Raw genomic sequence first — 21,823 nt, forward strand, 5'->3', positions numbered from 1 at the left:
GCCGCACAAGATCAGCGCGTCGGCACCGGATGGTCGCCGCGATAATCGTAGAAGCCGCGACCGGTCTTGCGGCCGAGCCAGCCGGCCTCGACATATTTCACCAGCAGCGGGCAGGGGCGGTATTTCGAGTCCGACAGGCCCTCATGCAGCACCTGCATGATCGACAGGCAGGTATCGAGGCCGATGAAGTCGGCGAGCTGCAGCGGTCCCATCGGGTGGTTGGCGCCGAGCCGCATGGCGGTGTCGATGGCGTCGACCGTGCCGACGCCTTCGTAGAGCGTGTAGATCGCCTCATTGATCATCGGCAAAAGGATGCGGTTGACGATGAAAGCCGGGAAATCCTCCGAGACGGTAATGGTCTTGTCGAGGTGCTTCACATAGGTCTTGGCGGCCTCGAAGGTCTGGTCCTCGGTGGCGATGCCGCGCACCAGCTCGACCAACTTCATCACCGGCACCGGGTTCATGAAGTGAATGCCGATGAAGCGCTCCGGACGGTCGGTCTGGGCGGCAAGCCGGGTGATCGAGATCGATGAGGTGTTGGTCGCCAGAATCGCTTCCGGATTGAGCTGCGGGCAGAGCTGCGCGTAGATCTTGCGCTTCACCGTCTCATCCTCGGTCGCCGCTTCGATCACCAGATCTGCGGCGGCAAGGTCGGCCATGGCCGGAGCGGCGGAGATGCGCGCCATCGCTTCGTTGCGCGCCTTCTCCTCGAGCTTGCCGGAGCCGACCTGGCGGGCCATGTTGCCGCTTATGGTGGCGATGCCCTTCTCGATCCGGTCAGCCGATATGTCGTGGATCAGGACCTTGTAGCCGCCCAGCGCCGAGACATGGGCGATACCGCCACCCATCTGACCCGCGCCGACAATGCCGATCGTCTCGATCTTGCTCATGACCCCGATCCCGTCCGGAGCAGTTCCGCTTCCTTGAAGCGGGAACGCTCCTGTGTGTTTGTTTCTCGCAATCCCGAACGCAAACCGCCGGAATGGCTCAGACCTTGGCGGCCTGCTTTTTGTGCAGTGCAAACTAAAAGGGCGGGGCGACTTCGTCTACCCCACCCTTCGGATTTTAATATGCCAGAGCCGGCGGCGTCAAAGCGCCTTTTGCAACTCCGGCAGGATGACGAATAGGTCGCCGACCAGGCCGTAGTCGGCAACCTGGAAGATCGGCGCTTCCTCGTCCTTGTTGATGGCCACGATGACCTTCGAGTCCTTCATGCCGGCAAGGTGCTGGATGGCGCCGGAGATGCCGACGGCGATGTAGAGATCGGGCGCGACCACCTTGCCGGTCTGGCCGACCTGCCAGTCATTCGGCGCATAGCCGGCGTCGACCGCGGCGCGGGAGGCGCCGACAGCGGCGCCGAGCTTATCGGCCACCGGCAGGATGACTTCCTGGAACTTCTCCGAGGAGCCGAGCGCGCGGCCGCCCGAGATGATGATCTTGGCCGAGGTCAGCTCCGGACGGTCGTTCTCGGAAAGCTTGTTCTCGACGAAAGACGACAGGCCGGGGTTGGCGGCGGCGCCGACCGTCTCGACCGAGGCGGAACCACCTTCCGGCGCTGCCGAGAAGGACGCGGTTCGCACGGTGATGACCTTCTTGGCGTCGGTCGACTGCACGGTCTGGATGGCGTTGCCGGCATAGATCGGCCGCTTGAATGTGTCCGGCGAGACCACCTCGATGATCTCGGAGACCTGGGCGACGTCGAGCAGGGCGGCGACGCGCGGGGCGATGTTCTTGCCGGCGGAGGTCGCGGGCGCGATGATCGTGTCGTAGCCGCCCGCCAGCGAGACGACCAGCGCCGCCATCGGCTCGGCGAGACGCTCGGCAAGCTCGTCGGCCTCGGCGAGCAGCACCTTGCGGACGCCTTTCAGCTTGGCGGCGGCATCGGCCGCGCCCTTGGCGCCCTTGCCGGCCACCAGCACGTCGACATCCGAGCCGATCTGGAGGGCCGCCGACAGCGTCTTGGCGGTCTGGTCGGAAAGGCTTGCATTGTCATGTTCGGCGATGAGGAGAATTGCCATTTTCTTTGTCCTTTCCCGATCGCTTTAAAGCACGCCGGCTTCGTTCTTCAGCTTCTCGACCAGCTCGGCCACCGACTTCACCTTGACGCCCGCCTTGCGGCCGCCCGGTTCCTCGGTCTTGATTACCTTGAGGCGCGGCTTGACGTCGGCGCCGTAGTCGGCCGGGCTCTTCTCGTCGAGCGGCTTCTTCTTGGCCTTCATGATATTGGGCAGCGAGGCATAGCGCGGCTGGTTGAGGCGAAGGTCCGCGGTGACGATCGCCGGCATCTTCAGATCCACGGTCTGCAGGCCGCCGTCGACCTCGCGCGTCACCTTGGCCTTGTCGCCGGCGAGCTCAATTTTTGAGGCGAAGGTCCCTTGAGCCCAGCCAAGCAACGCCGCCAGCATCTGGCCGGTCTGGTTCGAATCGTCGTCGATCGCCTGCTTACCGAGGATGACGAGGCCGGGCTTCTCGGCCTCGACGACGCCCTTCAGCACCTTGGCGACGCCGAGCGGTTCGGTCTGCTCGTCGGTCTTGACCAGGATTGCGCGGTCGGCGCCCATGGCGAGCGCGGTGCGCAGCGTCTCCTGCGCCTGCTGCGGGCCGACCGAGACGACGATGATTTCTTCCGCCTTGCCGGCTTCCTTGATGCGGATCGCTTCCTCGACCGCGATCTCGTCGAACGGGTTCATCGCCATCTTGACGTTGGCAAGCTCGACGCCCAATCCGTCGGCCTTCACCCGGACCTTGACGTTGGCATCCACAACCCGCTTCACGGGCACAAGGATCTTCATTTTCCTGTCACCTCTCCTGAGATAGTCGGAGCGCTATAGCAGCGTGCGCCCTGTCAGAGTTGTCGAAAGCCGACATTACGGGCGGAATATCCGCCCAGCGGTGCCGTTTCCGTAGTGGCGGCAAACCGACGCGTCAATATCCCACGGCGCACCCAAATCGGTTCAATCGCGGGGCGTCGCTGCTCCACGGCCCCACTGCGAGGCCGGCCGCGCGGGATCGCCAGCGGCCGGCTCGACGGGGACAGGCGGCTGCTGGATGTTGGGCGTCGGATCCGGCTCGCCGTCGGCGCCGGCCAGCAGCGGCACGCCCCGGCTGCGCAGCACCAGCACCAGGATCGATCCGGCGATGATGCCGCCGATATGGCAGGCCCAGGAGATCTGGTCCTCGCCGGCCGCGGCGAACATCACGATCTGGAACAGAATCCACAGGATCAGCGGAATGAAAGCCGGGATGCGCAACGGAATGCGGGCAAAGGCCAGCACCCAGACCTTCACCCGGGGATAGAGGATCAGATAGGCGGCGACGACGCCGGCGATTGCGCCCGAGGCGCCGATCAGCGGCACCTGCGAATCCCAGGCCACCAGCCCCTGGAAGAAGGCGCCGGCGACGGCGCAGGCCAAGTAGAAAATCAGATAACGTATGTGGCCGAGCGCATCCTCGACATTGTCGCCGAACACCCAGAGGAACAGCATGTTGCCGCCGAGATGGAAGATGTCGGCATGCAGGAACGAGTAGGTGAGGTAGCTGAGGCTCTCGGGGATGACGACGAATTCGGGCGACAGCTCGACCTTGTCGTGAACCACCGACGGGATGAAGCCAAGGCCGAGAACCGCGGCATTGGTGAAGTTCTCACCGCCAAGCGTGGTCGCCAGATAGACCAGCACATTCGCCACGATCAGGCCGATGGTGACATATTGCAGCCGGATATGGCGCAGCCTGTTGGTGTCGTAGAGCGGGATGAACATCGGACCCTCCCGCCTGCGGATTCAGCGGTTCTTGCCGGGAACCCATAGCACGTCGGCCTTTCCATTGTCATTGACCGCACGGGCGGCGACGAACAGGAAATCCGAGACGCGGTTGATATATTTGAGCGCCTCGCGGTTGACATGCTCGGCCGGATCCTGCGCCAGCGCCACCATCAGGCGCTCGGCGCGGCGCGCCACGGTGCGGGCAAGATGGAGCGCGGCTGCGGCCGGCGTGCCGCCGTTCAGCACGAAGGATTTCAGCGGCTGCAGCTCCTTGTTGAGCGCGTCGATTTCGTGTTCGACGCGGTCGGTCTGGGCGGCGACGATGCGCAGCGGCTCGTATTCCAGGGGCTTGCCGTTGTCCGGCACGGCAAGGTCGGCGCCCAGATCGAACAGGTCGTTCTGGATGCGCGACAGCATGGCGTCGATCGCGGGATGTCCGGCGGCGGTGTGGATGCGGGCCATGCCGATGCAGGCATTGGCCTCGTCGACGGTGCCGTAGGCGTCGACGCGCAGGTCGGATTTCAGCCGCCGCTCGCCGTTGCCGAGCCCCGTCGTGCCGTCGTCGCCGGTGCGGGTGTAGATCTTGTTGAGCTTGACCACGCCGTCCTCTTTAAGATCCTCTATTTGCGCGTGAAATAGACCACCAGCAACAGCAGCGCCAAGGCCACGGCCTGCAGCATGATGCGCGCCTGCATCAGCTTGTTCGAGGTGATGCCCGAGCCGCCGCGCATCATGTTGATCAGGCCGCGGACCAGCACGATCACCACGGCGGCCATCGCGATGATGGCGAGTATCTTGAAGACGATGAGCATCTGGCTGGCTCCGGTTCAGGTTCGGTCAGGCGCGCCTGGCGAGCACGCGATAGAGCAGGGATGCCGGCAGGATGCGTTTCAGTGCCGCGCCGATCCTGGCCGGCAGCGTTACCACATAGTGCGGGCGCGGGCGCTGTGACAGAAGCGCGTGGCGCAGAGCCCTGTGCACGATCTCCGGCCCGGGCTTCAGCTTCGACACGCTGCCGCCGGCCTGAAGCCGCGCAAGCTGCGCCTGATAGTCGGCGCGGTGGACGGAATTTTCGATGTCGATGTTTTTCAGGAACCAGGTAAGGCCGTTGCTGGCGATCTTCGACGTCACCGGTCCCGGTTCGATCAGGGATAGGTGGATGCCGCTGCCTTCGAGTTCCTGGCGCATGCAGAGCATCAGGCCTTCGATGGCGTGCTTGGAGGCCGAATAGGCGCCTCTGAAGCGGACCGGCGCCAGTCCGAGGATCGAGGAGCAGTGGACGAGCCGGCCGTGCCCCTGGCGGCGCATGACCGGCACGATCCGCCGGGTGAGGTCGTGCCAGCCGAAGAAATTGGCCTCGAACTGCTCGCGCAGTGCTGCGACCGACAGGTCCTCGACGGCGCCAGGCTGGGCGTAGGCGCCGTTGTTGAAGAGCGCGTCAAGCGTGCCGCCGGTGCGCTCCAGCACCGCATCGACCAATGCCGCGATGGATTCGGGCTCACGGTAGTCGAGGTAGAAAACCTCCAGGCCGTCGGCCTCGAGGGTTGCGATGTCGGCCGGCTTGCGCGCCGTGGCGAACACCCGCCAGCCTTCGGCTTTCAACGCCCGCGCGCAATAGGCGCCGATGCCGGAGGAGGCGCCGGTGACGATGACGGTGCGCAACTCTTCGGCGGCGAGGCGCATTGTGGGACCTGGGGTTGCCATTTGCCGCAATCACTTCCCATATTCGCGGCGTTGACACAATCGAGCGGAGCGCGGGCCCTTGCTGCGGAATATCGTCGCCCTCAAGCGCGTGCTCTACGATGCAATAGGCCATTTCACCACCGATGACGGCTGGGCGATGGCCAGCCATCTGGCGATAACCTCGCTGATGGCGCTGTTTCCGTTCCTGATCTTCGCCACCACGCTTGCCAGCTTCCTCGGCGCGCGCGCCTTCGCCGACACGGCCGTGCATCTGGTCTTCGACACATGGCCGGAGCAGATCGCCAAGCCGATCGCCCATGAGGTGCAGAACGTGCTCACGGTGCGCCGTACCGACCTTCTGACCTATGGCGTGCTGCTTGCGGCCTATTTCGCTTCCAACGGCATCGAAGCCCTGCGCACCTCGCTCAACCGTGCCTATCGGGTCACCGAAACGCGCGGCATCATCCACCGCCGGGTGCAAAGCATCATCTTCGTCTTGATCGCCACCGCCTGCTTTCTCGCCATCAGCGTGCTTCTGGTGTTCGCGCCGCTGCTCGCACGGCTGGCGGAGGCGCATCTGGAGTGGATCAAGCCCTATATGGGCACGATCACCATCTGGCGTTACGTGATCGCCTCGACGGTCATCGTCATCGGGCTGTTCTCGGTGCATATCTGGCTCCCGGCCGGCAAGCGGCGCTTCGTCTCGATCATACCCGGCATCGTCTTCACGCTGGTCGCCTGGCTGGTCGGGTCGACGATCTTCGCCACCTATCTCGACCATTTCTCGTCCTATGTGACGACCTATGCCGGGCTCGCCTCGATCATGATCGCGGTCGTCTTCCTCTACATCATCTCGGCGATCTTCATCCTAGGCGGCGAACTCAACGCCGCGATCAGCCGCTATCTCGAAGCCCGAGCGCGGGTCGGCTGAGTTGGCGCCGGGAACTGAGGAACTGGAGAACTGAAGAACTGAGGAATTGAAGAAAAAAGCAGGCAACAGCCGGCGCTGTGGCTCTTCTTTAGTTCTCCAGTTCCTCAGTTCCCCAGTTCTTCAATTCCCCAGTTCCCCTTTCCTCGCCTGCCGCGCCGTCGCCAGGGCCACGCCGAGCGTGGCGATCGCCATGCCGGCTATCTGCAGCAGGTTGAGCTGCTCGTTGAAAAGCACCCAGGCGATGACCGCGGTTACGGCCGGCACCAGGTAGAACAGCGAGGCGACCTTCGACATCTCGCCGTCCCTGATCATCACCATCAACAGGAATATGGCGCCGACCGACAGCACCAGGACCAGCCAGGCCATGGCGAAGATCAGCTCGCCATTGACGGTGACGGCGCGCGTCTCGAAGGCGAGCGAGCCCAGGATCATCACGACGGAGCCGCCGACATATTGCCACATCGTCGCCGACACCAGATCGCCGCCGGAGGCATAGCGCTTCTGCCAGATGGTGCCGGCGCTCATGCCGAGCACCGAGACGAGCGAGGCGGTCAGCGTCGCCGGCGTGACGCCGCCGCCCAGCATGCCGAGCTTCGGCCAGAGCACTATGACGACGCCGAGCAGGCCGACGGCAAGGCCTGCCCAATGGCGCGGCAGGATCGCTTCGCCCAGGAATTTTCCGGCAAGCACGGCGGTGATCAGCGGCTGCAGGCCGACGATCAGAGCCGAAAACCCGGCCGGCATGCCCCTGTGGATCGCCCAGAAGACGGCGCCGAGATAGACGCCGTGCATGAGGACGCCGGCCACCGTGGCGTGCAGCGCCTCATCGCGCGTTGCCTTGCGCGAGCCGAGCAGAATGGTGAGGCTGGCAAACAGGATCGCCGCGATCACGAAGCGGATGGCAAGGAAGGTGAAGGGTTCCGCCCAAGGCATGGCATAGCGCGCGCCGATGAAGCCAGTCGCCCACAGAACGACGAAGGAGGCGGGAATGAACCGCTTGATGCTCTGCATGGGGGGAGGCTGCCGGGGTGAACGGTTGATGACGGCAATTGCTCTAATGCTGTTCAATCGCGCAAGCAAAACGAAACGGTTGATCCATAAGCTAAATTGAATTCATCAAACCGTGCCAAGAGGGGCATGGCGCGTCGCCGCGCCATGGTGAGGCATGTTTTTGCATCTGGACACGACCTGGCTCTTGTTCGCCTTCGCGATCATCGCCGCCTTCGGCTTCTTCTTCGGCACTGCGCTCGACGCGATCATGAAGGAGAGCGGCTTCGGCCCGACCGGCAACACACTGCTGTTCATCTTCGGCTTTTTCGTCGCGATGGTGATAGCCAACAAGCACGGCATCAGCCTGAGCGATCTCAAGCTGGCGGTTGCCTGCGGGCTGGGCGGCGCCTTTGCCTTCATCAGCGTGCTGGCGCTGATCAAGGCCGGGATGGCGCGCCTCTAGCCAGCTAAAAGCCGATCAATCTTCTGACGTCCTGCGGCGTCATGCCCGCCGCCCGGAGGGAGGCAAGGCCGGTGTCCTTAAAGCTCTTGGACAGTTTCCTGCCGTCCGGACCGAGGATCAGGCGGTGGTGGAAATAGCGTGGCTGCGGCAGCCCGAGAAGTTGCTGCAGCAGACGCTGCACGCTTGTCGCCGAATAAAGATCCTGGCCGCGCACGACGTGGCTGACACCCTGCAGAGCGTCGTCGACGACGACGGCGAGATGGTAGCTGGTCGGGATGTCGCGGCGGGCGACGATGACGTCGCCCCAGGCCCGCGGTTGCGCTTCGATCGCTCGCGTCGCCGACATCGTCTCATTGGTGAACTCCACCCATGACAGGCCGGCCGTGACGCGCGCCATCGCCGCCTCGACATCGAGCCGCCAGGCGAAGGGCATGTTGTCCGCGATGCGCCGCTTGCGCTCGCTGGCCGACAGGGCCCTGTCGAGCGGCGGGTAGAGCGGCACGCCGTCCGGATCGCGCGGCCAGTCGCGGCCGCCGGTCTCGGCGATGAAGGCGCGGATCTCGCCCCGGCTCATGAAGGCGGGATAGACGAGTCCCTCGGCGATCAGCCGCTCGAGCACGTCCCTGTATTCGGCGAAATGCTCGGACTGGCGACGCACCGGTTCTTCCCAGCGCAACCCCAGCCATTCGAGATCGCGAAAAATGCCGGCCTCGAATTCGGGCGTGCAGCGCAGGACATCGATATCCTCGATGCGCAGCAGCAGGCGCCCGCCAACCTGCGCCGCCATGCGCTGGTTGAGCAGAGCCGAGTAGGCATGGCCAAGATGCAATTCGCCATTGGGGCTCGGCGCGAAGCGGAATGTCAGGAGTGTCATCTCTCGGGCGGTATTCGGGTTGAAAGGCGCTTCCGCCGGTTGCTAGTTAGCCATCAATTGCCACTTCGCGGGCGCCCTGGGAACAAGCAACGTGCAACGCATCGCCTCGCTCGACGACATTGCGGCAGGGCTCGACGCGCTCTGCCGGATCGATCCGCGGCTGGCGACCGTGCGCGGCAAGGCTGGCGAGGTGCCGCTCCGGCTGTCGGAACCTGGCTTTCAAAGCCTCGCTTCCATTATCGTTTCGCAGCAAGTTTCCCGCGCGAGCGCCGACGCCATCTTCGGGCGGCTGGTGAAGCTCGTCGACCCGCTGACGCCGCAAGCAATCCTTGCCGCCGGCGAGAACGTGTTTCGCGAGGCCGGGCTGTCGCGGCCGAAACAGCGCGGGCTGCTCGCCGTCGCCGAAGCGGTGGCCGGCGGGCTCGATCTCGATCACCTGTGCACGCTTGACGCCGGCGACGCGATCGCGGCGATGACGGCCGTGCCCGGCATCGGCCCATGGACGGCCGAATGCTACCTTTTGTTTGCCGCCGGCCACCCGGATGTGTTTCCTGCGCGCGATGTCGCGCTGCAGACGGCGGTCGGTCATGCGCTGGGCATCGAGCCGCGTCCGCCGGAGAAAATGCTTATCCGGCTGGCCGAATCATGGAGCCCGTGGCGGGGTGTCGCGTCGCGGCTTTTCTGGGCCTATTATCGGGAACTGAAGGGCAGGGACGCGGCGCCCTCCGCCGAAATGACCAAAAAAGCCTGAAAATCATTCGGTTTTGGCGATTTCGACGCACGACAATCCGCTTCACATCCCTGTCATGTCGGGCTTACAGTATCCGCGCCGTTCGGTTCTAGAAGCAAGGAGGCGAAGGACGTGACGGTTGCCGTATCTCCGGATGGGCTTCCCGCGCTGGTGCTGAACGCGGACTACCGTCCGCTCAGCTACTACCCCCTGTCGCTCTGGTCGTGGCAGGACGCCATCAAGGCCGTCTTCCTCGACCGGGTGAACATCGTCGCCGAATACGAGCACGCCGTCTCTTCGCCGACCTTCTCGATGAAGCTGCCGAGCGTGGTCAGCCTCAAAGCCTATGTGAAGCCGTCCAGGCATCCCGCCTTCACCCGCTTCAACGTCTTCCTGCGCGACCGCTTCCAGTGCCAGTATTGCGGAACGCCCGAGGATCTGACGTTCGACCATGTCATCCCGCGCCATCGCGGCGGAGCGACGACCTGGGAGAATGTCGTCGCCGCCTGCTCGCCCTGCAACCTCCGCAAGGGCGGCATGATGCCGGCCCAGGCCAAGATGTGGCCGCTGCAAAAACCCTATCAGCCGACGGTGCACGACCTGCACAACAACGGCCGCCTGTTCCCGCCCAACCATCTGCATGAAAGCTGGATGGATTATCTCTACTGGGATGTCGAACTCGAACCTTGAGATCGTTCGAGAATTCGGGAGGCTGGCCGTCTGGAGCGATTGTCTGCGCTTGCGATGCTCACGGACCTACCAGACCGTGTGATTATCAGACACACCCCCATACCGGACCAGCTCGCTCATCCTTACTTTTCGATGGCTTCGCGTTTAAGGACGGGCTTCCCCCACTCCGTCGCTGCTTCGCAGCGCCACCTCTCCCCCCTCCGGAGGGAGAGGAAGGGAGCTTGTTTGAAGGAGCGCTGGCTACGATGGGCTCGCGCCGTTCCTCTACCCCGTCGATCGGGGGAGAGGTGGCTCGGCGAAGCCGAGACGGAGTGGGGGTCGACCTGGCTCGGACGTCGACGGCCGCGCCATCCGCGTCAGCCTGCCGAATTTTTGCTCGAACTCTGCGTCGCGTTTCTCGATCAATTGGCTCAGTCGCGAGACAACGCGCTGCGGAAGGCGACGGCGGCGAGGACGAGGCTGGCGATGGCGTTCCAGCCGGCGAGCGACAGACCGAGGATGCGAAGCGCCGCCTTGTCGCAGGAGGGCGGCACGAATTTGTCGAGCGCGTCGAGCACGCCCTTGCCGCCGGTGTCGACCGGGCCGGCCCCGGCGGTGCAGTCGGCCGGACCTTGCCACCACGCCCATTCGACGCCCGAATGGTAGACGCCGAGATAGAGGCCGTAGAGCATCAACAGGCCGCCGATCGCAAGCAGCCCGCGCGTCGCCCAGGCGGGCGCACGCAGCATCGAGGCGATCGCCGCCAGCACCATCAGCGGCACGCCGATATAGTAGGGCGTGCGCTGCTCGAGGCAGAGATGGCAGGGGATATAGCCGCCGATGTATTGGAAGGCGAGCGCGGAGCCGACGGTCGCGGCCATGGCGATGGCGAGAAAGAGCGCCGCGCGGGTGCGCTGGCGTCCGGTGTCGGCATTCATGGTCGCGGTCATCTATCGGGTCCGTCGCTGCGTTGCTATCCGTGGGCGTATCTGACGAGGATATAGAGCAAAATCAGGGCGGCGGCGCCGCCGCCGACAATCAATCCCAAGCGCTTTTCGATGAACTCCTTGATCTCCTCGCCATAGCGGCGCAGCAGCCAGGCAAGCAGCAGGAAACGCGCGCCGCGCGCCACGATGGCCGAGACGACGAAGACCAAAAGATTGACGTGAAGCGCCCCGGCCAGAATGGTGACGACCTTGATCGGCGGCATGTGTGCAGCGCCGGATGTGACGAGCAGCACCAGCATCAGCCCCGCGCCGGACGACTGCCACCTCTCGAACGTATCAAGGCCGCCGAAATGCTCCAGGATCGGCCGTGCTATCGTGTCGTAGGCATAATAGCCGATCAGCCAGCCGGCTATGCCGCCCAGCACGGAAGCAGCCGTAGCCGTCAGCGCGTAGCGATAGGCGCGTTTGGGCGCCGCCAACGCCATGGGCAGGAACAGCACGTCGGCCGGTATGAAAAACACGGAGCTTTCGACGAAGGCGATGAAGGCCAGCCACCATTCGGCGGACTTGCGCGCCGCCAGCGACAGGGTCCAGTCGTAAAGTCCGCGAAGCATCGGCTCTCCTAATGCAGTCGACACAATTCCGGACGGAAAACCGCAGCGCACTTTTCCTGGAATTGCTCTGATCAATGTCACCCGAGACGCTTGGCGGTTTTGGGCAACGGCAGGCAGGAAGACAAGGACCCAAAGCGCCGCATCCCAGCTTCCGGATGCGAGGCGCTCAACGCTTCGCCTGTCTAGAAAGATTTTCCGCGCCGCACAATGTCCTGCGTCGCCACGATGGCCGAAGGATGGGCAATGCCACTGGCCGCGCGGGCAAATCCGCAACAGGCCAGTTGACGAACACCCATCCGCCCGTATAGTCCGCGCCCATCCAGGCCGCCCGGCCTGAGCCCCTATGGCGGAATTGGTAGACGCGCTCGACTCAAAATCGAGTTCCGCAAGGAGTGCTGGTTCGATCCCGGCTAGGGGCACCACTTCCCACCCGAGAAGCCTTGAAAGCCAAGGGTTGCAAGGACTTCCGCGTTCCCCGAGGTACACATTCAGGTACACCAAGGGGTACAAATCGAATGAGATTGGTTTTGAAGCACGTCCAGAAGCGGGGCGAGATTTGGCGCTACAGGCGGAAGGTTCCCGGTCCGCTCCGGGAGATACTCGGTAAGGGCGAACTGGTCGCGCCGCTGGGTGGAAGCGAACAGGAGGCCATCAGGCGGTATGGCCGGGTGCATGGGGCAGCCGAGCAGACTTTGGCCGATGCAAAGCTCCGGCTGGCCGAGGCGCGGGGTCAGATTCCGCCGCGCATCGAAACACCCTTGGACCGTTTTTTCAAAACACGTGACGCCGTGAGGGCGCTGGGATTTGATCCGGAGGCACCTGCCAGTGAGGCCGAGTGGTTCCAACGCTCCGCCGTGGCCGAGAGCTTGGTTGCCGGGAGGCCGACGGACCCGCAGACGGGCTATCCCTTGGATGTTGCGCCGGTGGAGACGGCCCTAATCTCGGCGCTCCATTCAGGGCTGGGAAAGTCGCCGCTCCCGACGCTGGAGGACGCCAAGAGGCTTTACCTAGCAGACCGAGCAAAGCGCTCTAGGGGCGGCGACCTGGCGCGGAAGAAAGACGAGCAGCGGGCAGAGCGTGTCGTCGGTCACGTCATCGAGGCCCTCGGCAAGAACCCCGACCTTACAGAGCTGCGCCGGGCAGACGCCCGTACCGTGCTCGACCACATGCTTCGCGTCGTCAACAGCCCGTCCACGGTCGAGCGGTATTTGAACGACATCAGGGCGATCATCAATCACGCCCTCAAAGAAATGGACCTCGGCCGCATCGCTAACCCGTTCACTGGGCTGGAAGTCGGAAGCGCGGATGACAGCGAGACGGCCAAGGACAAGCGGCGTTCGCTTACTCAGGCGGAGCTTGCCGCCATTCGTACGCGGATTGACACGCTGTCCCGCACCGATGACCTTAAGCACCTCTGGCGCATCCTAGAGGGGACTGGGTGTCGCCTTGCGGAGGTCACGGGTGCCCGGACCGTTGACGTAGTAGTGGACGGAGAGCTTCCCCATATCAGCGTCCAGTGGCACGAAGGGCGACGTATTAAGACCCACTCCTCGCGCCGAAAGGTGCCTTTGGTGGGCGAGGCGCTGGAGGCGGCAAAGGCCGCGCTGAAGACGGCCGGGGAGGGCGCGTTGCTGTTTCCTCGCTACGGCGGGGCTACCGGCCCCACGAGCGCATCTGGTGCTCTCATGAAGCATGTTCGGGCTGTCGTCAAAGATCGCAAGGCGGCGGTGCATTCCCTTCGGCACAACATGAAGGACCGCCTCCGGGTGGGAGGGGTGCCGAAGGCGACCCAAGACATGATCCTCGGGCACGCAAGCGGGGGCGTTGGGGAGACCTACGGGAGTGACGAGGCGCGGCTTAGGGTGGCGATGGAAGCAATGAGGAAGGCCGCGACCGAGTAGCTTACTTCTTTGTCGGCCGAGTTGGTGGTGGAGGCGGGGGAGATGATGGTTTGCCGCCGCCCACCCCGCCCCTAGGGACTGCTGGGGCTGGCGTTGGGCTGGGGGTTCCCTTTTGAAAGGGGCTTGGCGGACGGGGTGGCTGTGCCATTGGGGATATTTCTCGTGCTCGTGTAGGCGTGAAGCGTCAAGAAAGAAACGCCGAGCAGAAATAGCACAAGCGCGGCGATATTGAGAGCCCGAGTTGTCCCCCTGAATGGATTTCCACCATTTTCATACGCCGTCGCAGTGATGAGGCACTTGTCTATTTTCTTGATTTCTCGCTGCGCATCTTCTCCCCCCGTAAAGTAGGAGATGATATTCGCCGATATGGCAGCGCCGAAACAAAGCCAGGAAGCGAGCAGGAAGTGGCTGACGGCTGCGCCTCCCCCGATCTTGTCCATGAAGACAATCGATATGCCGAGAGCTCCGCTCGATATGCTTAGAAGCGACTTGTCCAAAGTGGCCAGTTGGTCCGACCGAAGCTCCACCATGGCTTCTCGGTGCTTCAAAAGGCCTCGAAGTACGTGTTGGGTAGGTCGTCGCTCTCATCCGTCATTTTGTGGGAACCGGGGGAAACGGGTTCTGCGACGGCGGCTGCATCGGGGTGACTGGCAACGCCCGAACACCTTGGAGCAACTCATTCAAGAGCGTCATATTGTGGCGCTGCATGTTCTGATCGTTATTCCACCCGTTCGGCCCATAGGACAGCTTGGCCAAATCGTGCTTGTCATATTTGTAACCCAACTCCCGCCCCATGGCGTGTAGCATTGAGACAAATAGGTCTTCTCGTTGATCAGAGTGCCGATCCTGTCCCTCCGGCATCGGTAAGGGCGCCGATAGATGGGCGAGATAGTCTCTGAAGGGCGCCATGACATTCTCGACGCCATAGAATTCAAGATCCACAAGGTTGAGGGCTGCGACGTGAACCGGATCGAGCCTCGCCCTCCGTGTTCCCATTAGGTCCTGGAAAACCTTCAACCGGCGCCGCTTCCTGTCGGTCCAGCGTTGCTGAAATCGGTCAATCGCTACAGCCAGAATTGGCCCTAAAATAATTGCGGCTATTGTCGCTATGTCTATCCACCGCAATCCAAGGAACACAACGGCGTCCACGTTAAGCGCTCCTGATTTTGTCAAACTTAGCGTTGATTGGCCCGATGGGCGTCTCGATCCGGTGTACGTCCGTGCGATTGAATTCGACAGGGAGCCGTAGCGGAACCTCTACGCCCCCCGGTTCGGCGTCGGCAGATATGCCGGTAATCGTTTGGTTGCCCATAGCCGGGGTGAAATGGATTTTGGCTTCGATATGCTTGCCATCGTCAGTCAAGGCGTACTCGCCATCATATCGGCCCCCGCCGGCGTCCGCACCGACGACGAGACCCTCCTTAAACACGAATATGCCAATCGAGTTTCCTGCCAATCCCGAAAAGTAAGCAGTATAGAACCCGTCAATAGGGGTACGTTTTGAGTTAGCCATCCCACGCCCTCAAAGTGTATCTGCGAACGAAGTAGGAATTTCGCCCGCAATATTTCAATAGGGTCCAGCCGATTTACCCAAAAAAGTTTTGAGCCAGCGTGTGTCACGTACCGGGCGCTGTCGAAGACTGTGCGCGATGTCACCGGGAAGGATGCAGGATTCGGCCGCTGGTTTGGAGCCAGGTCAAAGAGGCTTCAACTCTGCGGCTTCACAAGCGAATACGTCTCGCCGGTCGCATGGTTTTCAAGGACATACTCTGACACGAGATGCAATTCCGGCCCGTCTATGTGACCTAGAAAGTAGCGCCCGCCGGCACTGCTATTCCCAACTCCTTCAGCCGCGTTCATGTCGGCAAAGTCGCCGCGCGTGACCCATATGATGCCCTGCCGATTACCAGCCGCGTCGAACGCCACGAGACCTTTATGTTGCATTGCCATTACCCCGCTGGATCGATGCCCCGTTAATACTAGTGCGCTCCAGCTTCGCCAACGGGGCTTAGCGGAGGCCGTTCACTCGTCTCCCGTTAAGGTGCCCATGAGGAACCCTTGAACTTCGCAAATCCTGCCGCGCCCACCACGCTCCCTCATTGACTGGGATGCCCTGGCTTGGGCCAAAATATATGTGTGCGTTTTTGAGGTGAATGAAATTCGGCGGCGTCTTAGGCGTGCTGTCTTCGGGGTCTGAATTGTAGAGGTCGCCGTGACTTGCGTACAGTTCCGCTAGCTGGGTCGCCAAATCGGGAGCGTTCTCCCGCAATCCATCTGCGACCGCCTTCCCAAATTCCTCGAAATACTGCTTTCCAGATGTAAGTTCGCCGCTAACTAAAGAGCCGCCCACAGTGAGTGTAATCTTTAAGGTCAAGCCGCCAGTATTCACCATGTCGACCAAACTCTGGAGAAACCAGTCATTCACCGGTCCAACCGGCGGAACATCGCTGTCTCCAGATTTACCAGCCCGGTTCTCGCTTTCCTTTTCGTCCCCAGCGGTCGTCATATGAAATCCTCTCCCTCTTGTTTGGAGCATAGTGAGCATGAACAAGGGCCAATTTCAATCTGGCGGAAAAATCCGAAGGGTAGAATTCGACAGTTGCGGCAGCGCGATACCCCCCCGCCGGGGCCGCGCCAGGCTAATACCCGAGGGCCACGCTCGGCCGCCAGGGCGCTCTTTCGGTGCCCGGACAGCGGCTGGAGCGGCTTCCGAGGGTTGGGTAGTGTAGGACATCGGACAGGTCCTAACGCTGCTCCAGCCATGGTTATTTGTCAGGCACAACGAACGTTGACATTAGACAAGCGCCATTCTACAGAGCTTGTCAGGCACAACGGGCGGGTTCGACAAATGAAGCGATACGTCATCTACACTCGGGTTTCCACCGAGGACCAAGGCAAGTCGGGCCACGGGCTGGACGCGCAGAGGCGAGACATCGACATCTTCCTGGAGAGGTTCACCGAGGTCCCTTTCGAGGTGCTCGGCCACTTCTGCGACGTGCTCTCCGGGAAGACGGATGATCGGCCCGAGTTGGGACAGGCGCTGGCGTTGGTGCGCAAGACTGGAGCGGAGCTGCTTGTGGCGAAGCTCGACCGCTTGAGCCGCAAGGTGGCCTTTATCGCGGCGCTGATGGAAGACCCCAAGGTGCGCCTTCGGGTGGCCCAGATGCCCCACGCGGACAAGTTTCAGCTCCACATATACGCCGCGCTGGCAGAGCAGGAGCGGGACTTTATCTCGGCCCGCACGGTCGCGGCGTTGAAGGAAGCAAAGGCCAAGGGGAAGACGCTCGGGGGTCTTCGAGACAAGACCATGGCCCGCAATGCCGCCATCCAAGCGAAGGCGCGGGCAGAGGCGGCGCCGGCAATGGCAGTTATCGGCCCGATGCGGACAGGAGGGGAGACGCTGACGGCCATCGCGGAGGCCCTCAACCGGACTGGCGTTGCGACCTCCAGAGGGGGACGGTGGACCGCCAAGCAGGTTTCGCGTGTTATCGATCGGGCAGTCACGGCTTGAATGTTGGTCCAGAGGCAAGAATAGGGTTGTATCAGACGCTCCCGTTGCCGGGACGATGTCAGCCGGGATCGGATAAACCGGCCGCTTAGACCTTACGAATATTTGTCCCGGAAACGGGAATATCAAGTATTGGCCCGGAAACGGGACGTTTATATTGCTTGCGACGTCGAAAACCTCTCTGCATCCGTTGGCCGTCTTATTCAACAAGCGAGGACCGCAGCAATGCCACAGAACACCACCACCGACGAAACCGACAAAGCGCCTGTTTCCGACCACGCCGGCCCGCCCCTTTCGGACCACGAAAGCGAAGCGGTAGGCCACCTTGCGCGGGCCATAAGCGGCGTAACGACAGCCCTTAAGGCCGTGGCGTCCGGCCGGGAGCTTCACGCGCCATACACATTGGAGCCTCTCGGGTGGACCGGGGAGAGCCTGTCTGAATATGACAAGCTGGCGCGGGCGTCCCGAGAGCGGGAGAGGCGGCAGAAGGGCGGCCGGAATATTGACCAGACCGCCGAAGAGGGCGGCTCCATGACGCGGGAGGCCGTTAGGCGGCTGTCGGCGGTCGCGGAATCAGTCACCCAGGCGCTAGAGGCGCTGGCGGCTGGGGCGTCCCTGTCGTCGGCGGACGGACTTCGGTACGTCGTTATGGCGGATGGCCAGCTTGCCGACGTGGTCCGCATGATCCCGGAGGAGGAGTACGCCGAGGTGCTCCGGAAGCTGTCGGGTCGAGAGGCGCCGCCCGTTCGGCGACGCTGGGGGGTCTAATCTCTGTCTGGTGTGGCCCTTTCAGGGGCTTCGAGGGTTCGGCGGGTAGATTGTACCGGCCGGACCCGAACGCGTCTGTATGGGCCGAACCAGACAGGAAGTCGATTACGCCCTGCTTCAGGAATGGCGGCCCCGTGCATGGGTCTAAACATGCTTATGGGAGTGGGGCGTCGATTACCCCTCACCCCAGGAATGGCCGCCCCGTCGCGTTCCTAACGGGTACACACCCTGCTTCAGGAACGAGGCCTTCGGTGATAACGACTTCACTTAGGAAAGGGGTGCCCCCGGTTGTGCATATCGTGATTACTCCACACCTTAGGAATGCCGCACCCGTGGCGTGTTCCCAATGTGATTGCGACACGCTTCAGGAATGGCAATCCCGGTTGGCCGTAAGGTGATTACCCCCAGCCCTAGGATAGGCCCTCCCGGTTGATTACCCCTCCACTTAGGAAAGGGGCCTCCGGTCGCATTACATGCTTATGAGCGTGGCCTGTGAGCCTGCCGGGTGATTACGACACCACCCAGGAATGGCTCTCCGGTTGCACCTAACGTGATTAGGCCGCACCCCAGGATAGGCCCTCCCGGTTGATTACCCCCTCATTCAGGAACCAGCCGTCCCCCGGTTGCCTATACACGTGTATGGGCGTTGAACCTGATCGGCTTCAGCGCGTGGCCTGAACGGCTACTGCTCCCTCTCTCCTCTCTCCGCATATCAGCCAAGGCTCCCCGACGATGTTGACGGGTTGCAGCCATGGCTTCCCCTTCAGGCACAGGACGCCACCCTTCACCCTTCATCCAAACCTAAGCCGACGACGACCTTTTCGGGTGTCTCCAGAGGTTCCTTCGGCGGGAAATCGATGGCTCATTAGTTTCCCCAGCGTCCTGCGCCTCTTTTTTGCATCCCGTAGCCGGCGCGTTGGTGGCGGAGGTTCCCGGCCCTGCCACCGCAGAGGATGCGCCTGTGTGAGCCTCTCTGTTTCCTCCCGGCCCGTAGTCTCACCCGTCCCTGATATTTTTGCCTTCCGTAGATTGGACCACCAAACACAATGACGAACCCCTCAAGGCCCACTCCGGGCCACCCCAAAACCTACCAGCGCATCCCGAACGATCACTTCAGACCCTACCGCCGAGGATTGGTGAGTGAGGCCGTCGTCCTCGTCCCCATCAACGACCCCAAGCGGGGCCGCATGCTCTTTGCCAAGGTGGAGGAGCGGGCCTTCGACAATCTCCCCGGCCACCTCCGTAACATGGCTTGGGCCGTCGTCATGGAAGGTAAGCGCACGAACGACATGCACTTCTCCGTTCGCGTGGGACATTCCCGCGACATGGTCGTGGTCTCCCGTCTGATCATGGGTGCCAAGCCCGGAGAGCGTGTCCTAAACCTCTGCGGCGACCCGCTCGACCTTCGGTCCACCAATCTCCGCCTTAAGCCGATCAAGACCCCCAACAGCGTCATGGCGGCACAGCAGCGACAGCGCCACCACTATTTGGAGGCCGCGACACGATGAGCTTGATAGATACGTGTGAGTGGTCGGACGACTACAAGGCCGTCGTCGCCACCTTAGGCCCCCTTTACCGCGTCATTGCAGACCGCAAGGGCTTCGGCTGGTCCCTCCAGAAGCGCCGAGCGCGGGGCGGAGGGCACGGGCGTTGGTTCTCCGTTGCTTCCATCGTCCGCTCCCGTGAGGGCTTGTCCAAGGTGGCGCGGCCCCTCATGCACAGCGGCTATGTCCGCGACCACTGCATTACACAGCAGACCGTGGACGACGCCCTGGCCCATCTGCCAGAGCGCTTCCCCGAGCCCATCTTCGACCACCAAGTGGTCCACACCCGCCCCACGCCGGAAAGGCGGGTGCTGCCTCCGTCCTACAAGACGGCCCACGACATCTTCGACCCCCGTCCCTAACCCTCGAAAGGAGCAAGGTATCTCCACCCAAATTCACGGCGTCCGCGCCGCGACTCCGATCACCGTCGAGCTGTTCGGCTCATACGGAGCACGACACAGCGGCCACACAATCGACCTTGCCAGCCGTAAGGCACCCAAAGACCCTCTTGGCCCGTTGGCCCGCCTTCTCATTCACCAAGGCTTCGACCCTGCCGCCCGGATGCACGTCGTCCGCGACGGCGTCCCCGTCTTCAAGCGAGACCGCAAACTATCGACTTGGGCCGGAGAGGATTGGAGCGACACCGAGACCGGCGCCCCAAGACGTAAGAAGCACGTCCCTTTTCCGTCTGGTGAGGGCATTCCAGAGGCTCGGAGCACTCCAGAGCTAGAACTTACCGCGCGGAGGCAAGCGCCCTCCCACGGTTCGTTTCAAATCAGCAACCACAACCACGCATAAACCCAAGAGAGACACACCCCACCATGGCTAACTATTCTTCCTATCAGGCCAGCGCCGACACTGCCGCCGACGACATGGCCGCAGCCGCACAGGCTCGCATCACTCCCGCAGCCGCCCCGTCCGTCCAGACCAGCCGCAAGGTTCAAGTGGATGTCTATGGCGACGGCCGACAGGTCGCGAAAGACCTAAGCGCCCGCACCGTGGCGGCCGATCGGCAAGTCCGTCCCGGCAACGTCATCATTCCAGGTGTCGGTGAGACCACCATAGCGGCTGCAAAGGCCGCTGGGTTGCTCCCTCCGGGTTTTAATGAGCCTGTCGGGGGTCAGTCCGCCGCTGCCCCGGCAGGCAACCAGCAGGGCGCAGAGCAGCAGTCGAAAGGCGACCAGGGCGCGGCCGCTGAAGGCACGACCGGCGACGCAACGGACCTCGCCGCAGACGTTATGCAGACTCTAGCGGGTGCCCTTGGGGCCGAAGCTGTCGAAACCGGCATCTGGCAGGCCGCCGAGACCGGCGACGTTGAAAGCAGCATCCCGCAAGGGGTGACGAAAGACGCCGTCAACGCGATTGTCGAGGGCTTCATGGCCCAGGCCAATTCCGTCTTGAACGCCCTGCCGGCTGGCGTGGCATCGGTGGACATGTTGCTGGAGACGCTCTCCCCGGCCGAGCTTCGCGAAGCCAGGATGGCGACCATTCATAACGACCGGGAAAAGCTCGCTCACTTCGGCACCACCGCGTTGGGGCGCATGGAAACACTTCCGTACCAAGATCCCGGTGCCTTCGAGGCGCTCATCGCAGACATGCCGGCGAAGGAACGCAAGGCCCTGTCGTTCAATGAGAACAGCGGCGAGTGGGTCGTGAAGGTTCCCGGCCGGCAGGCCATGTCGTTCGGTGCCGCTCTCCGGGCCGGCACCGTGCGCGTGGGCTAACGTTCGGTCGCTATGACTTCAACGATCCACCAACCCCGCGCGTTGCTTGACTGGCAGACGCGGGTCGTGAGGGCACGGGTAGCCCACCTCTACCGCATCTCTCACGACGGGCGGGGCAACTGGACGGTCACCCGTCCGGGCTCGAATGAGCGTCTCTACTTCCCAGCCGCTCCGGCGCCCGTCCCGGCGGTGGCGCAGCCTCCTGAGCCCGCAAGCCGCCCTGCCATCCCGCAACCCGCCGCCAAGCGCCTGACCTCCGCAGAGAAATACGCCGCGGAAGTCCGCAGCAGCTACGGCAACCTAAGCGCATAGCAGGCGGAAATTGAAAGAGGCTCCGGCGCAGCGAATGTGCCGGGGCGTTATTCTAGCGGCTTATGCTCCCGCTGTTCATGCCAGATCACCTGCCGAAGGTCGCGCTTGTCGACTGCCTGGCCGCAGGTACGACAGAAGTAAAAATGGTCGATTTCCCTTGCTGGCTCGCCACCGTGAGGCTTGCCCGTGATCGGCGGTCCGAGGTCGGAAAGTCTGGTCATCCTCGCAGTTTCCTTGCCTCGCGTTCCAACGTCTTTCGAGCGTTGCCGTGCTGGCTGATCAACTCCCGCACTTGCTCCGGCGTGATGCGGTGCTGCTTGGCGAAATAGCGGACCTCATATTCCTCGTCCGCAGACACTCGTTCCCGGTCTCGGAAGTCTCGCTTGGTTGTGTCGTCGGCCATG

At 62.9% G+C, this 21,823-nt stretch carries 28 protein-coding genes and 1 tRNA gene; 11 read left to right on the plus strand and 18 right to left on the minus strand.

Annotated features, from left to right (window positions below):
- Positions 1 to 11: 11 nt before the first annotated feature.
- From LB565_RS24765 to LB565_RS24795, 7 genes are all read right to left on the minus strand, one after another.
- Positions 12 to 890 carry a 3-hydroxybutyryl-CoA dehydrogenase gene (locus LB565_RS24765; RefSeq protein ID WP_126081053.1) on the minus strand — a complete coding sequence of 293 codons (879 nt, stop codon included), beginning with the start codon at positions 888 to 890 and terminating at the stop codon, positions 12 to 14.
- 198 nt (positions 891 to 1,088) lie between these two features.
- Positions 1,089 to 2,018 (minus strand): electron transfer flavoprotein subunit alpha/FixB family protein, encoded by a 930-nt coding sequence (locus LB565_RS24770; protein WP_224588547.1) that lies wholly within the window; start codon positions 2,016 to 2,018, stop codon positions 1,089 to 1,091.
- A 24-nt stretch (positions 2,019 to 2,042) separates the two neighbouring features.
- Complete coding sequence (locus LB565_RS24775) at positions 2,043 to 2,792, minus strand: electron transfer flavoprotein subunit beta/FixA family protein (protein ID WP_224588554.1); 750 nt, start codon at positions 2,790 to 2,792, stop codon at positions 2,043 to 2,045.
- 162 nt (positions 2,793 to 2,954) lie between these two features.
- The gene (locus tag LB565_RS24780) at positions 2,955 to 3,758 is read right to left on the minus strand and encodes a rhomboid family intramembrane serine protease (RefSeq protein WP_224588556.1); all 804 of its coding nucleotides are present in this window, start codon (positions 3,756 to 3,758) and stop codon (positions 2,955 to 2,957) included.
- Positions 3,759 to 3,779: 21 nt separating this feature from the next.
- The gene (locus LB565_RS24785; RefSeq protein WP_224588558.1) at positions 3,780 to 4,361 is read right to left on the minus strand and encodes a cob(I)yrinic acid a,c-diamide adenosyltransferase; all 582 of its coding nucleotides are present in this window, start codon (positions 4,359 to 4,361) and stop codon (positions 3,780 to 3,782) included.
- Between the two features lie 20 nt (positions 4,362 to 4,381).
- Positions 4,382 to 4,573 (minus strand): twin transmembrane helix small protein, encoded by a 192-nt coding sequence (locus LB565_RS24790; protein ID WP_224588560.1) that lies wholly within the window; start codon positions 4,571 to 4,573, stop codon positions 4,382 to 4,384.
- A 25-nt stretch (positions 4,574 to 4,598) separates the two neighbouring features.
- Positions 4,599 to 5,465, minus strand: coding sequence for an SDR family oxidoreductase (locus LB565_RS24795; protein ID WP_224588562.1), 867 nt, complete (start codon positions 5,463 to 5,465; stop codon positions 4,599 to 4,601).
- A 58-nt stretch (positions 5,466 to 5,523) separates the two neighbouring features.
- Here LB565_RS24795 and LB565_RS24800 point away from each other — a divergent pair, with 58 nt between their 5' ends.
- Positions 5,524 to 6,375: a YihY/virulence factor BrkB family protein gene (locus LB565_RS24800; RefSeq protein ID WP_224588564.1), complete on the plus strand. Its 852-nt coding sequence runs from the start codon at positions 5,524 to 5,526 to the stop codon at positions 6,373 to 6,375.
- A gap of 120 nt (positions 6,376 to 6,495) precedes the next feature.
- Here the strand turns inward: LB565_RS24800 and LB565_RS24805 are convergent, their stop codons facing one another.
- On the minus strand, positions 6,496 to 7,386 hold the full coding sequence (locus LB565_RS24805) for a DMT family transporter (RefSeq protein ID WP_224588566.1): 891 nt from the start codon (positions 7,384 to 7,386) through the stop codon (positions 6,496 to 6,498).
- Between the two features lie 154 nt (positions 7,387 to 7,540).
- Here LB565_RS24805 and LB565_RS24810 point away from each other — a divergent pair, with 154 nt between their 5' ends.
- Positions 7,541 to 7,828, plus strand: coding sequence for a hypothetical protein (locus tag LB565_RS24810; protein ID WP_224588567.1), 288 nt, complete (start codon positions 7,541 to 7,543; stop codon positions 7,826 to 7,828).
- Between the two features lie 4 nt (positions 7,829 to 7,832).
- Here LB565_RS24810 and gluQRS read toward each other — a convergent pair whose 3' ends face one another.
- Positions 7,833 to 8,702 carry a tRNA glutamyl-Q(34) synthetase GluQRS gene (gene gluQRS / locus LB565_RS24815; protein WP_224588568.1) on the minus strand — a complete coding sequence of 290 codons (870 nt, stop codon included), beginning with the start codon at positions 8,700 to 8,702 and terminating at the stop codon, positions 7,833 to 7,835.
- A gap of 91 nt (positions 8,703 to 8,793) precedes the next feature.
- Here gluQRS and LB565_RS24820 point away from each other — a divergent pair, with 91 nt between their 5' ends.
- Complete coding sequence (locus tag LB565_RS24820) at positions 8,794 to 9,453, plus strand: DNA-3-methyladenine glycosylase family protein (RefSeq protein WP_224588570.1); 660 nt, start codon at positions 8,794 to 8,796, stop codon at positions 9,451 to 9,453.
- A gap of 111 nt (positions 9,454 to 9,564) precedes the next feature.
- Entirely contained in the window at positions 9,565 to 10,122 is a 558-nt protein-coding gene (locus tag LB565_RS24825; RefSeq protein ID WP_027167440.1) for an HNH endonuclease, read from the plus strand.
- A 410-nt stretch (positions 10,123 to 10,532) separates the two neighbouring features.
- Here LB565_RS24825 and LB565_RS24830 read toward each other — a convergent pair whose 3' ends face one another.
- Together LB565_RS24830 and LB565_RS24835 are read right to left on the minus strand one after the other, a co-directional pair.
- Entirely contained in the window at positions 10,533 to 11,051 is a 519-nt protein-coding gene (locus tag LB565_RS24830) for a disulfide bond formation protein B (protein ID WP_224588572.1), read from the minus strand.
- Positions 11,052 to 11,074: 23 nt separating this feature from the next.
- On the minus strand, positions 11,075 to 11,662 hold the full coding sequence (locus tag LB565_RS24835) for a YqaA family protein (protein ID WP_224588573.1): 588 nt from the start codon (positions 11,660 to 11,662) through the stop codon (positions 11,075 to 11,077).
- A 337-nt stretch (positions 11,663 to 11,999) separates the two neighbouring features.
- On the opposite strand from LB565_RS24835, the gene LB565_RS24840 reads away from it, so the two are divergent.
- Positions 12,000 to 12,084 (plus strand) — tRNA-Leu (locus LB565_RS24840).
- 105 nt (positions 12,085 to 12,189) lie between these two features.
- A complete protein-coding gene (locus LB565_RS24845; RefSeq protein ID WP_224588574.1) occupies positions 12,190 to 13,563 on the plus strand; it encodes a tyrosine-type recombinase/integrase in 1,374 nt (457 codons plus the stop codon).
- Between the two features lie 71 nt (positions 13,564 to 13,634).
- Here the strand turns inward: LB565_RS24845 and LB565_RS24850 are convergent, their stop codons facing one another.
- From LB565_RS24850 to LB565_RS24870, 5 genes are all read right to left on the minus strand, one after another.
- Positions 13,635 to 14,003, minus strand: a complete 369-nt coding sequence (locus tag LB565_RS24850) for a hypothetical protein (RefSeq protein ID WP_224588575.1) — start codon at positions 14,001 to 14,003, stop codon at positions 13,635 to 13,637.
- 151 nt (positions 14,004 to 14,154) lie between these two features.
- A complete protein-coding gene (locus LB565_RS24855; RefSeq protein WP_224588576.1) occupies positions 14,155 to 14,712 on the minus strand; it encodes a DUF6680 family protein in 558 nt (185 codons plus the stop codon).
- Between the two features lies 1 nt (position 14,713).
- Positions 14,714 to 15,076: a hypothetical protein gene (locus tag LB565_RS24860; protein WP_224588577.1), complete on the minus strand. Its 363-nt coding sequence runs from the start codon at positions 15,074 to 15,076 to the stop codon at positions 14,714 to 14,716.
- A gap of 194 nt (positions 15,077 to 15,270) precedes the next feature.
- Positions 15,271 to 15,507, minus strand: coding sequence for a hypothetical protein (locus LB565_RS24865; protein ID WP_224588578.1), 237 nt, complete (start codon positions 15,505 to 15,507; stop codon positions 15,271 to 15,273).
- 64 nt (positions 15,508 to 15,571) lie between these two features.
- On the minus strand, positions 15,572 to 16,069 hold the full coding sequence (locus LB565_RS24870) for a hypothetical protein (RefSeq protein WP_224588579.1): 498 nt from the start codon (positions 16,067 to 16,069) through the stop codon (positions 15,572 to 15,574).
- A gap of 342 nt (positions 16,070 to 16,411) precedes the next feature.
- Between LB565_RS24870 and LB565_RS24875 the strand changes: the two genes are divergently transcribed.
- The 5 genes from LB565_RS24875 to LB565_RS24895 all read left to right on the plus strand — a co-directional run bounded on the left by LB565_RS24875 (position 16,412) and on the right by LB565_RS24895 (position 21,107).
- Positions 16,412 to 17,074, plus strand: coding sequence for a recombinase family protein (locus LB565_RS24875; RefSeq protein WP_224588580.1), 663 nt, complete (start codon positions 16,412 to 16,414; stop codon positions 17,072 to 17,074).
- A gap of 222 nt (positions 17,075 to 17,296) precedes the next feature.
- A complete protein-coding gene (locus LB565_RS24880; protein ID WP_224588582.1) occupies positions 17,297 to 17,839 on the plus strand; it encodes a hypothetical protein in 543 nt (180 codons plus the stop codon).
- A 1,136-nt stretch (positions 17,840 to 18,975) separates the two neighbouring features.
- Positions 18,976 to 19,347, plus strand: coding sequence for a hypothetical protein (locus LB565_RS24885; RefSeq protein WP_224588584.1), 372 nt, complete (start codon positions 18,976 to 18,978; stop codon positions 19,345 to 19,347).
- Positions 19,344 to 19,745 (plus strand): hypothetical protein, encoded by a 402-nt coding sequence (locus LB565_RS24890; protein WP_224588586.1) that lies wholly within the window; start codon positions 19,344 to 19,346, stop codon positions 19,743 to 19,745. The genes LB565_RS24885 and LB565_RS24890 overlap by 4 nt, the downstream gene beginning before the upstream one ends.
- A 459-nt stretch (positions 19,746 to 20,204) precedes the next feature.
- On the plus strand, positions 20,205 to 21,107 hold the full coding sequence (locus LB565_RS24895; RefSeq protein ID WP_224588588.1) for a hypothetical protein: 903 nt from the start codon (positions 20,205 to 20,207) through the stop codon (positions 21,105 to 21,107).
- Between the two features lie 359 nt (positions 21,108 to 21,466).
- Here the strand turns inward: LB565_RS24895 and LB565_RS24900 are convergent, their stop codons facing one another.
- Together LB565_RS24900 and LB565_RS24905 are read right to left on the minus strand one after the other, a co-directional pair.
- Positions 21,467 to 21,640, minus strand: a complete 174-nt coding sequence (locus LB565_RS24900; protein WP_224588590.1) for a hypothetical protein — start codon at positions 21,638 to 21,640, stop codon at positions 21,467 to 21,469.
- The gene (locus LB565_RS24905; protein WP_224588591.1) at positions 21,637 to 21,822 is read right to left on the minus strand and encodes a DUF3606 domain-containing protein; all 186 of its coding nucleotides are present in this window, start codon (positions 21,820 to 21,822) and stop codon (positions 21,637 to 21,639) included. Before LB565_RS24905 ends, LB565_RS24900 begins: the two co-directional genes overlap by 4 nt.
- Position 21,823 lies beyond the last annotated feature (1 nt).

The sequence above is a fragment of the Mesorhizobium sp. CA14 genome (genome assembly GCF_020165195.1).
GTDB lineage: Bacteria > Pseudomonadota > Alphaproteobacteria > Rhizobiales > Rhizobiaceae > Mesorhizobium.

What these genes read in the sequence shown, in the direction of transcription:
- LB565_RS24765 (WP_126081053.1), bottom strand. Translation starts at nt 890, where the DNA reads ATGAGCAAGATCGAGACGATCGGCATTGTCGGCGCGGGTCAGATGGGT.
- LB565_RS24770 (WP_224588547.1), bottom strand. Translation starts at nt 2,018, where the DNA reads ATGGCAATTCTCCTCATCGCCGAACATGACAATGCAAGCCTTTCCGAC.
- LB565_RS24775 (WP_224588554.1), bottom strand. Translation starts at nt 2,792, where the DNA reads ATGAAGATCCTTGTGCCCGTGAAGCGGGTTGTGGATGCCAACGTCAAG.
- LB565_RS24780 (WP_224588556.1), bottom strand. Translation starts at nt 3,758, where the DNA reads ATGTTCATCCCGCTCTACGACACCAACAGGCTGCGCCATATCCGGCTG.
- LB565_RS24790 (WP_224588560.1), bottom strand. Translation starts at nt 4,573, where the DNA reads ATGCTCATCGTCTTCAAGATACTCGCCATCATCGCGATGGCCGCCGTG.
- LB565_RS24795 (WP_224588562.1), bottom strand. Translation starts at nt 5,465, where the DNA reads ATGGCAACCCCAGGTCCCACAATGCGCCTCGCCGCCGAAGAGTTGCGC.
- LB565_RS24805 (WP_224588566.1), bottom strand. Translation starts at nt 7,386, where the DNA reads ATGCAGAGCATCAAGCGGTTCATTCCCGCCTCCTTCGTCGTTCTGTGG.
- LB565_RS24810 (WP_224588567.1), top strand. Translation starts at nt 7,541, where the DNA reads ATGTTTTTGCATCTGGACACGACCTGGCTCTTGTTCGCCTTCGCGATC.
- gluQRS (WP_224588568.1), bottom strand. Translation starts at nt 8,702, where the DNA reads ATGACACTCCTGACATTCCGCTTCGCGCCGAGCCCCAATGGCGAATTG.
- LB565_RS24830 (WP_224588572.1), bottom strand. Translation starts at nt 11,051, where the DNA reads ATGACCGCGACCATGAATGCCGACACCGGACGCCAGCGCACCCGCGCG.
- LB565_RS24835 (WP_224588573.1), bottom strand. Translation starts at nt 11,662, where the DNA reads ATGCTTCGCGGACTTTACGACTGGACCCTGTCGCTGGCGGCGCGCAAG.
- LB565_RS24850 (WP_224588575.1), bottom strand. Translation starts at nt 14,003, where the DNA reads ATGGACAAGATCGGGGGAGGCGCAGCCGTCAGCCACTTCCTGCTCGCT.
- LB565_RS24860 (WP_224588577.1), bottom strand. Translation starts at nt 15,076, where the DNA reads ATGGCTAACTCAAAACGTACCCCTATTGACGGGTTCTATACTGCTTAC.
- LB565_RS24865 (WP_224588578.1), bottom strand. Translation starts at nt 15,507, where the DNA reads ATGCAACATAAAGGTCTCGTGGCGTTCGACGCGGCTGGTAATCGGCAG.
- LB565_RS24870 (WP_224588579.1), bottom strand. Translation starts at nt 16,069, where the DNA reads ATGACGACCGCTGGGGACGAAAAGGAAAGCGAGAACCGGGCTGGTAAA.
- LB565_RS24875 (WP_224588580.1), top strand. Translation starts at nt 16,412, where the DNA reads ATGAAGCGATACGTCATCTACACTCGGGTTTCCACCGAGGACCAAGGC.
- LB565_RS24880 (WP_224588582.1), top strand. Translation starts at nt 17,297, where the DNA reads ATGCCACAGAACACCACCACCGACGAAACCGACAAAGCGCCTGTTTCC.
- LB565_RS24890 (WP_224588586.1), top strand. Translation starts at nt 19,344, where the DNA reads ATGAGCTTGATAGATACGTGTGAGTGGTCGGACGACTACAAGGCCGTC.
- LB565_RS24895 (WP_224588588.1), top strand. Translation starts at nt 20,205, where the DNA reads ATGGCTAACTATTCTTCCTATCAGGCCAGCGCCGACACTGCCGCCGAC.
- LB565_RS24900 (WP_224588590.1), bottom strand. Translation starts at nt 21,640, where the DNA reads ATGACCAGACTTTCCGACCTCGGACCGCCGATCACGGGCAAGCCTCAC.
- LB565_RS24905 (WP_224588591.1), bottom strand. Translation starts at nt 21,822, where the DNA reads ATGGCCGACGACACAACCAAGCGAGACTTCCGAGACCGGGAACGAGTG.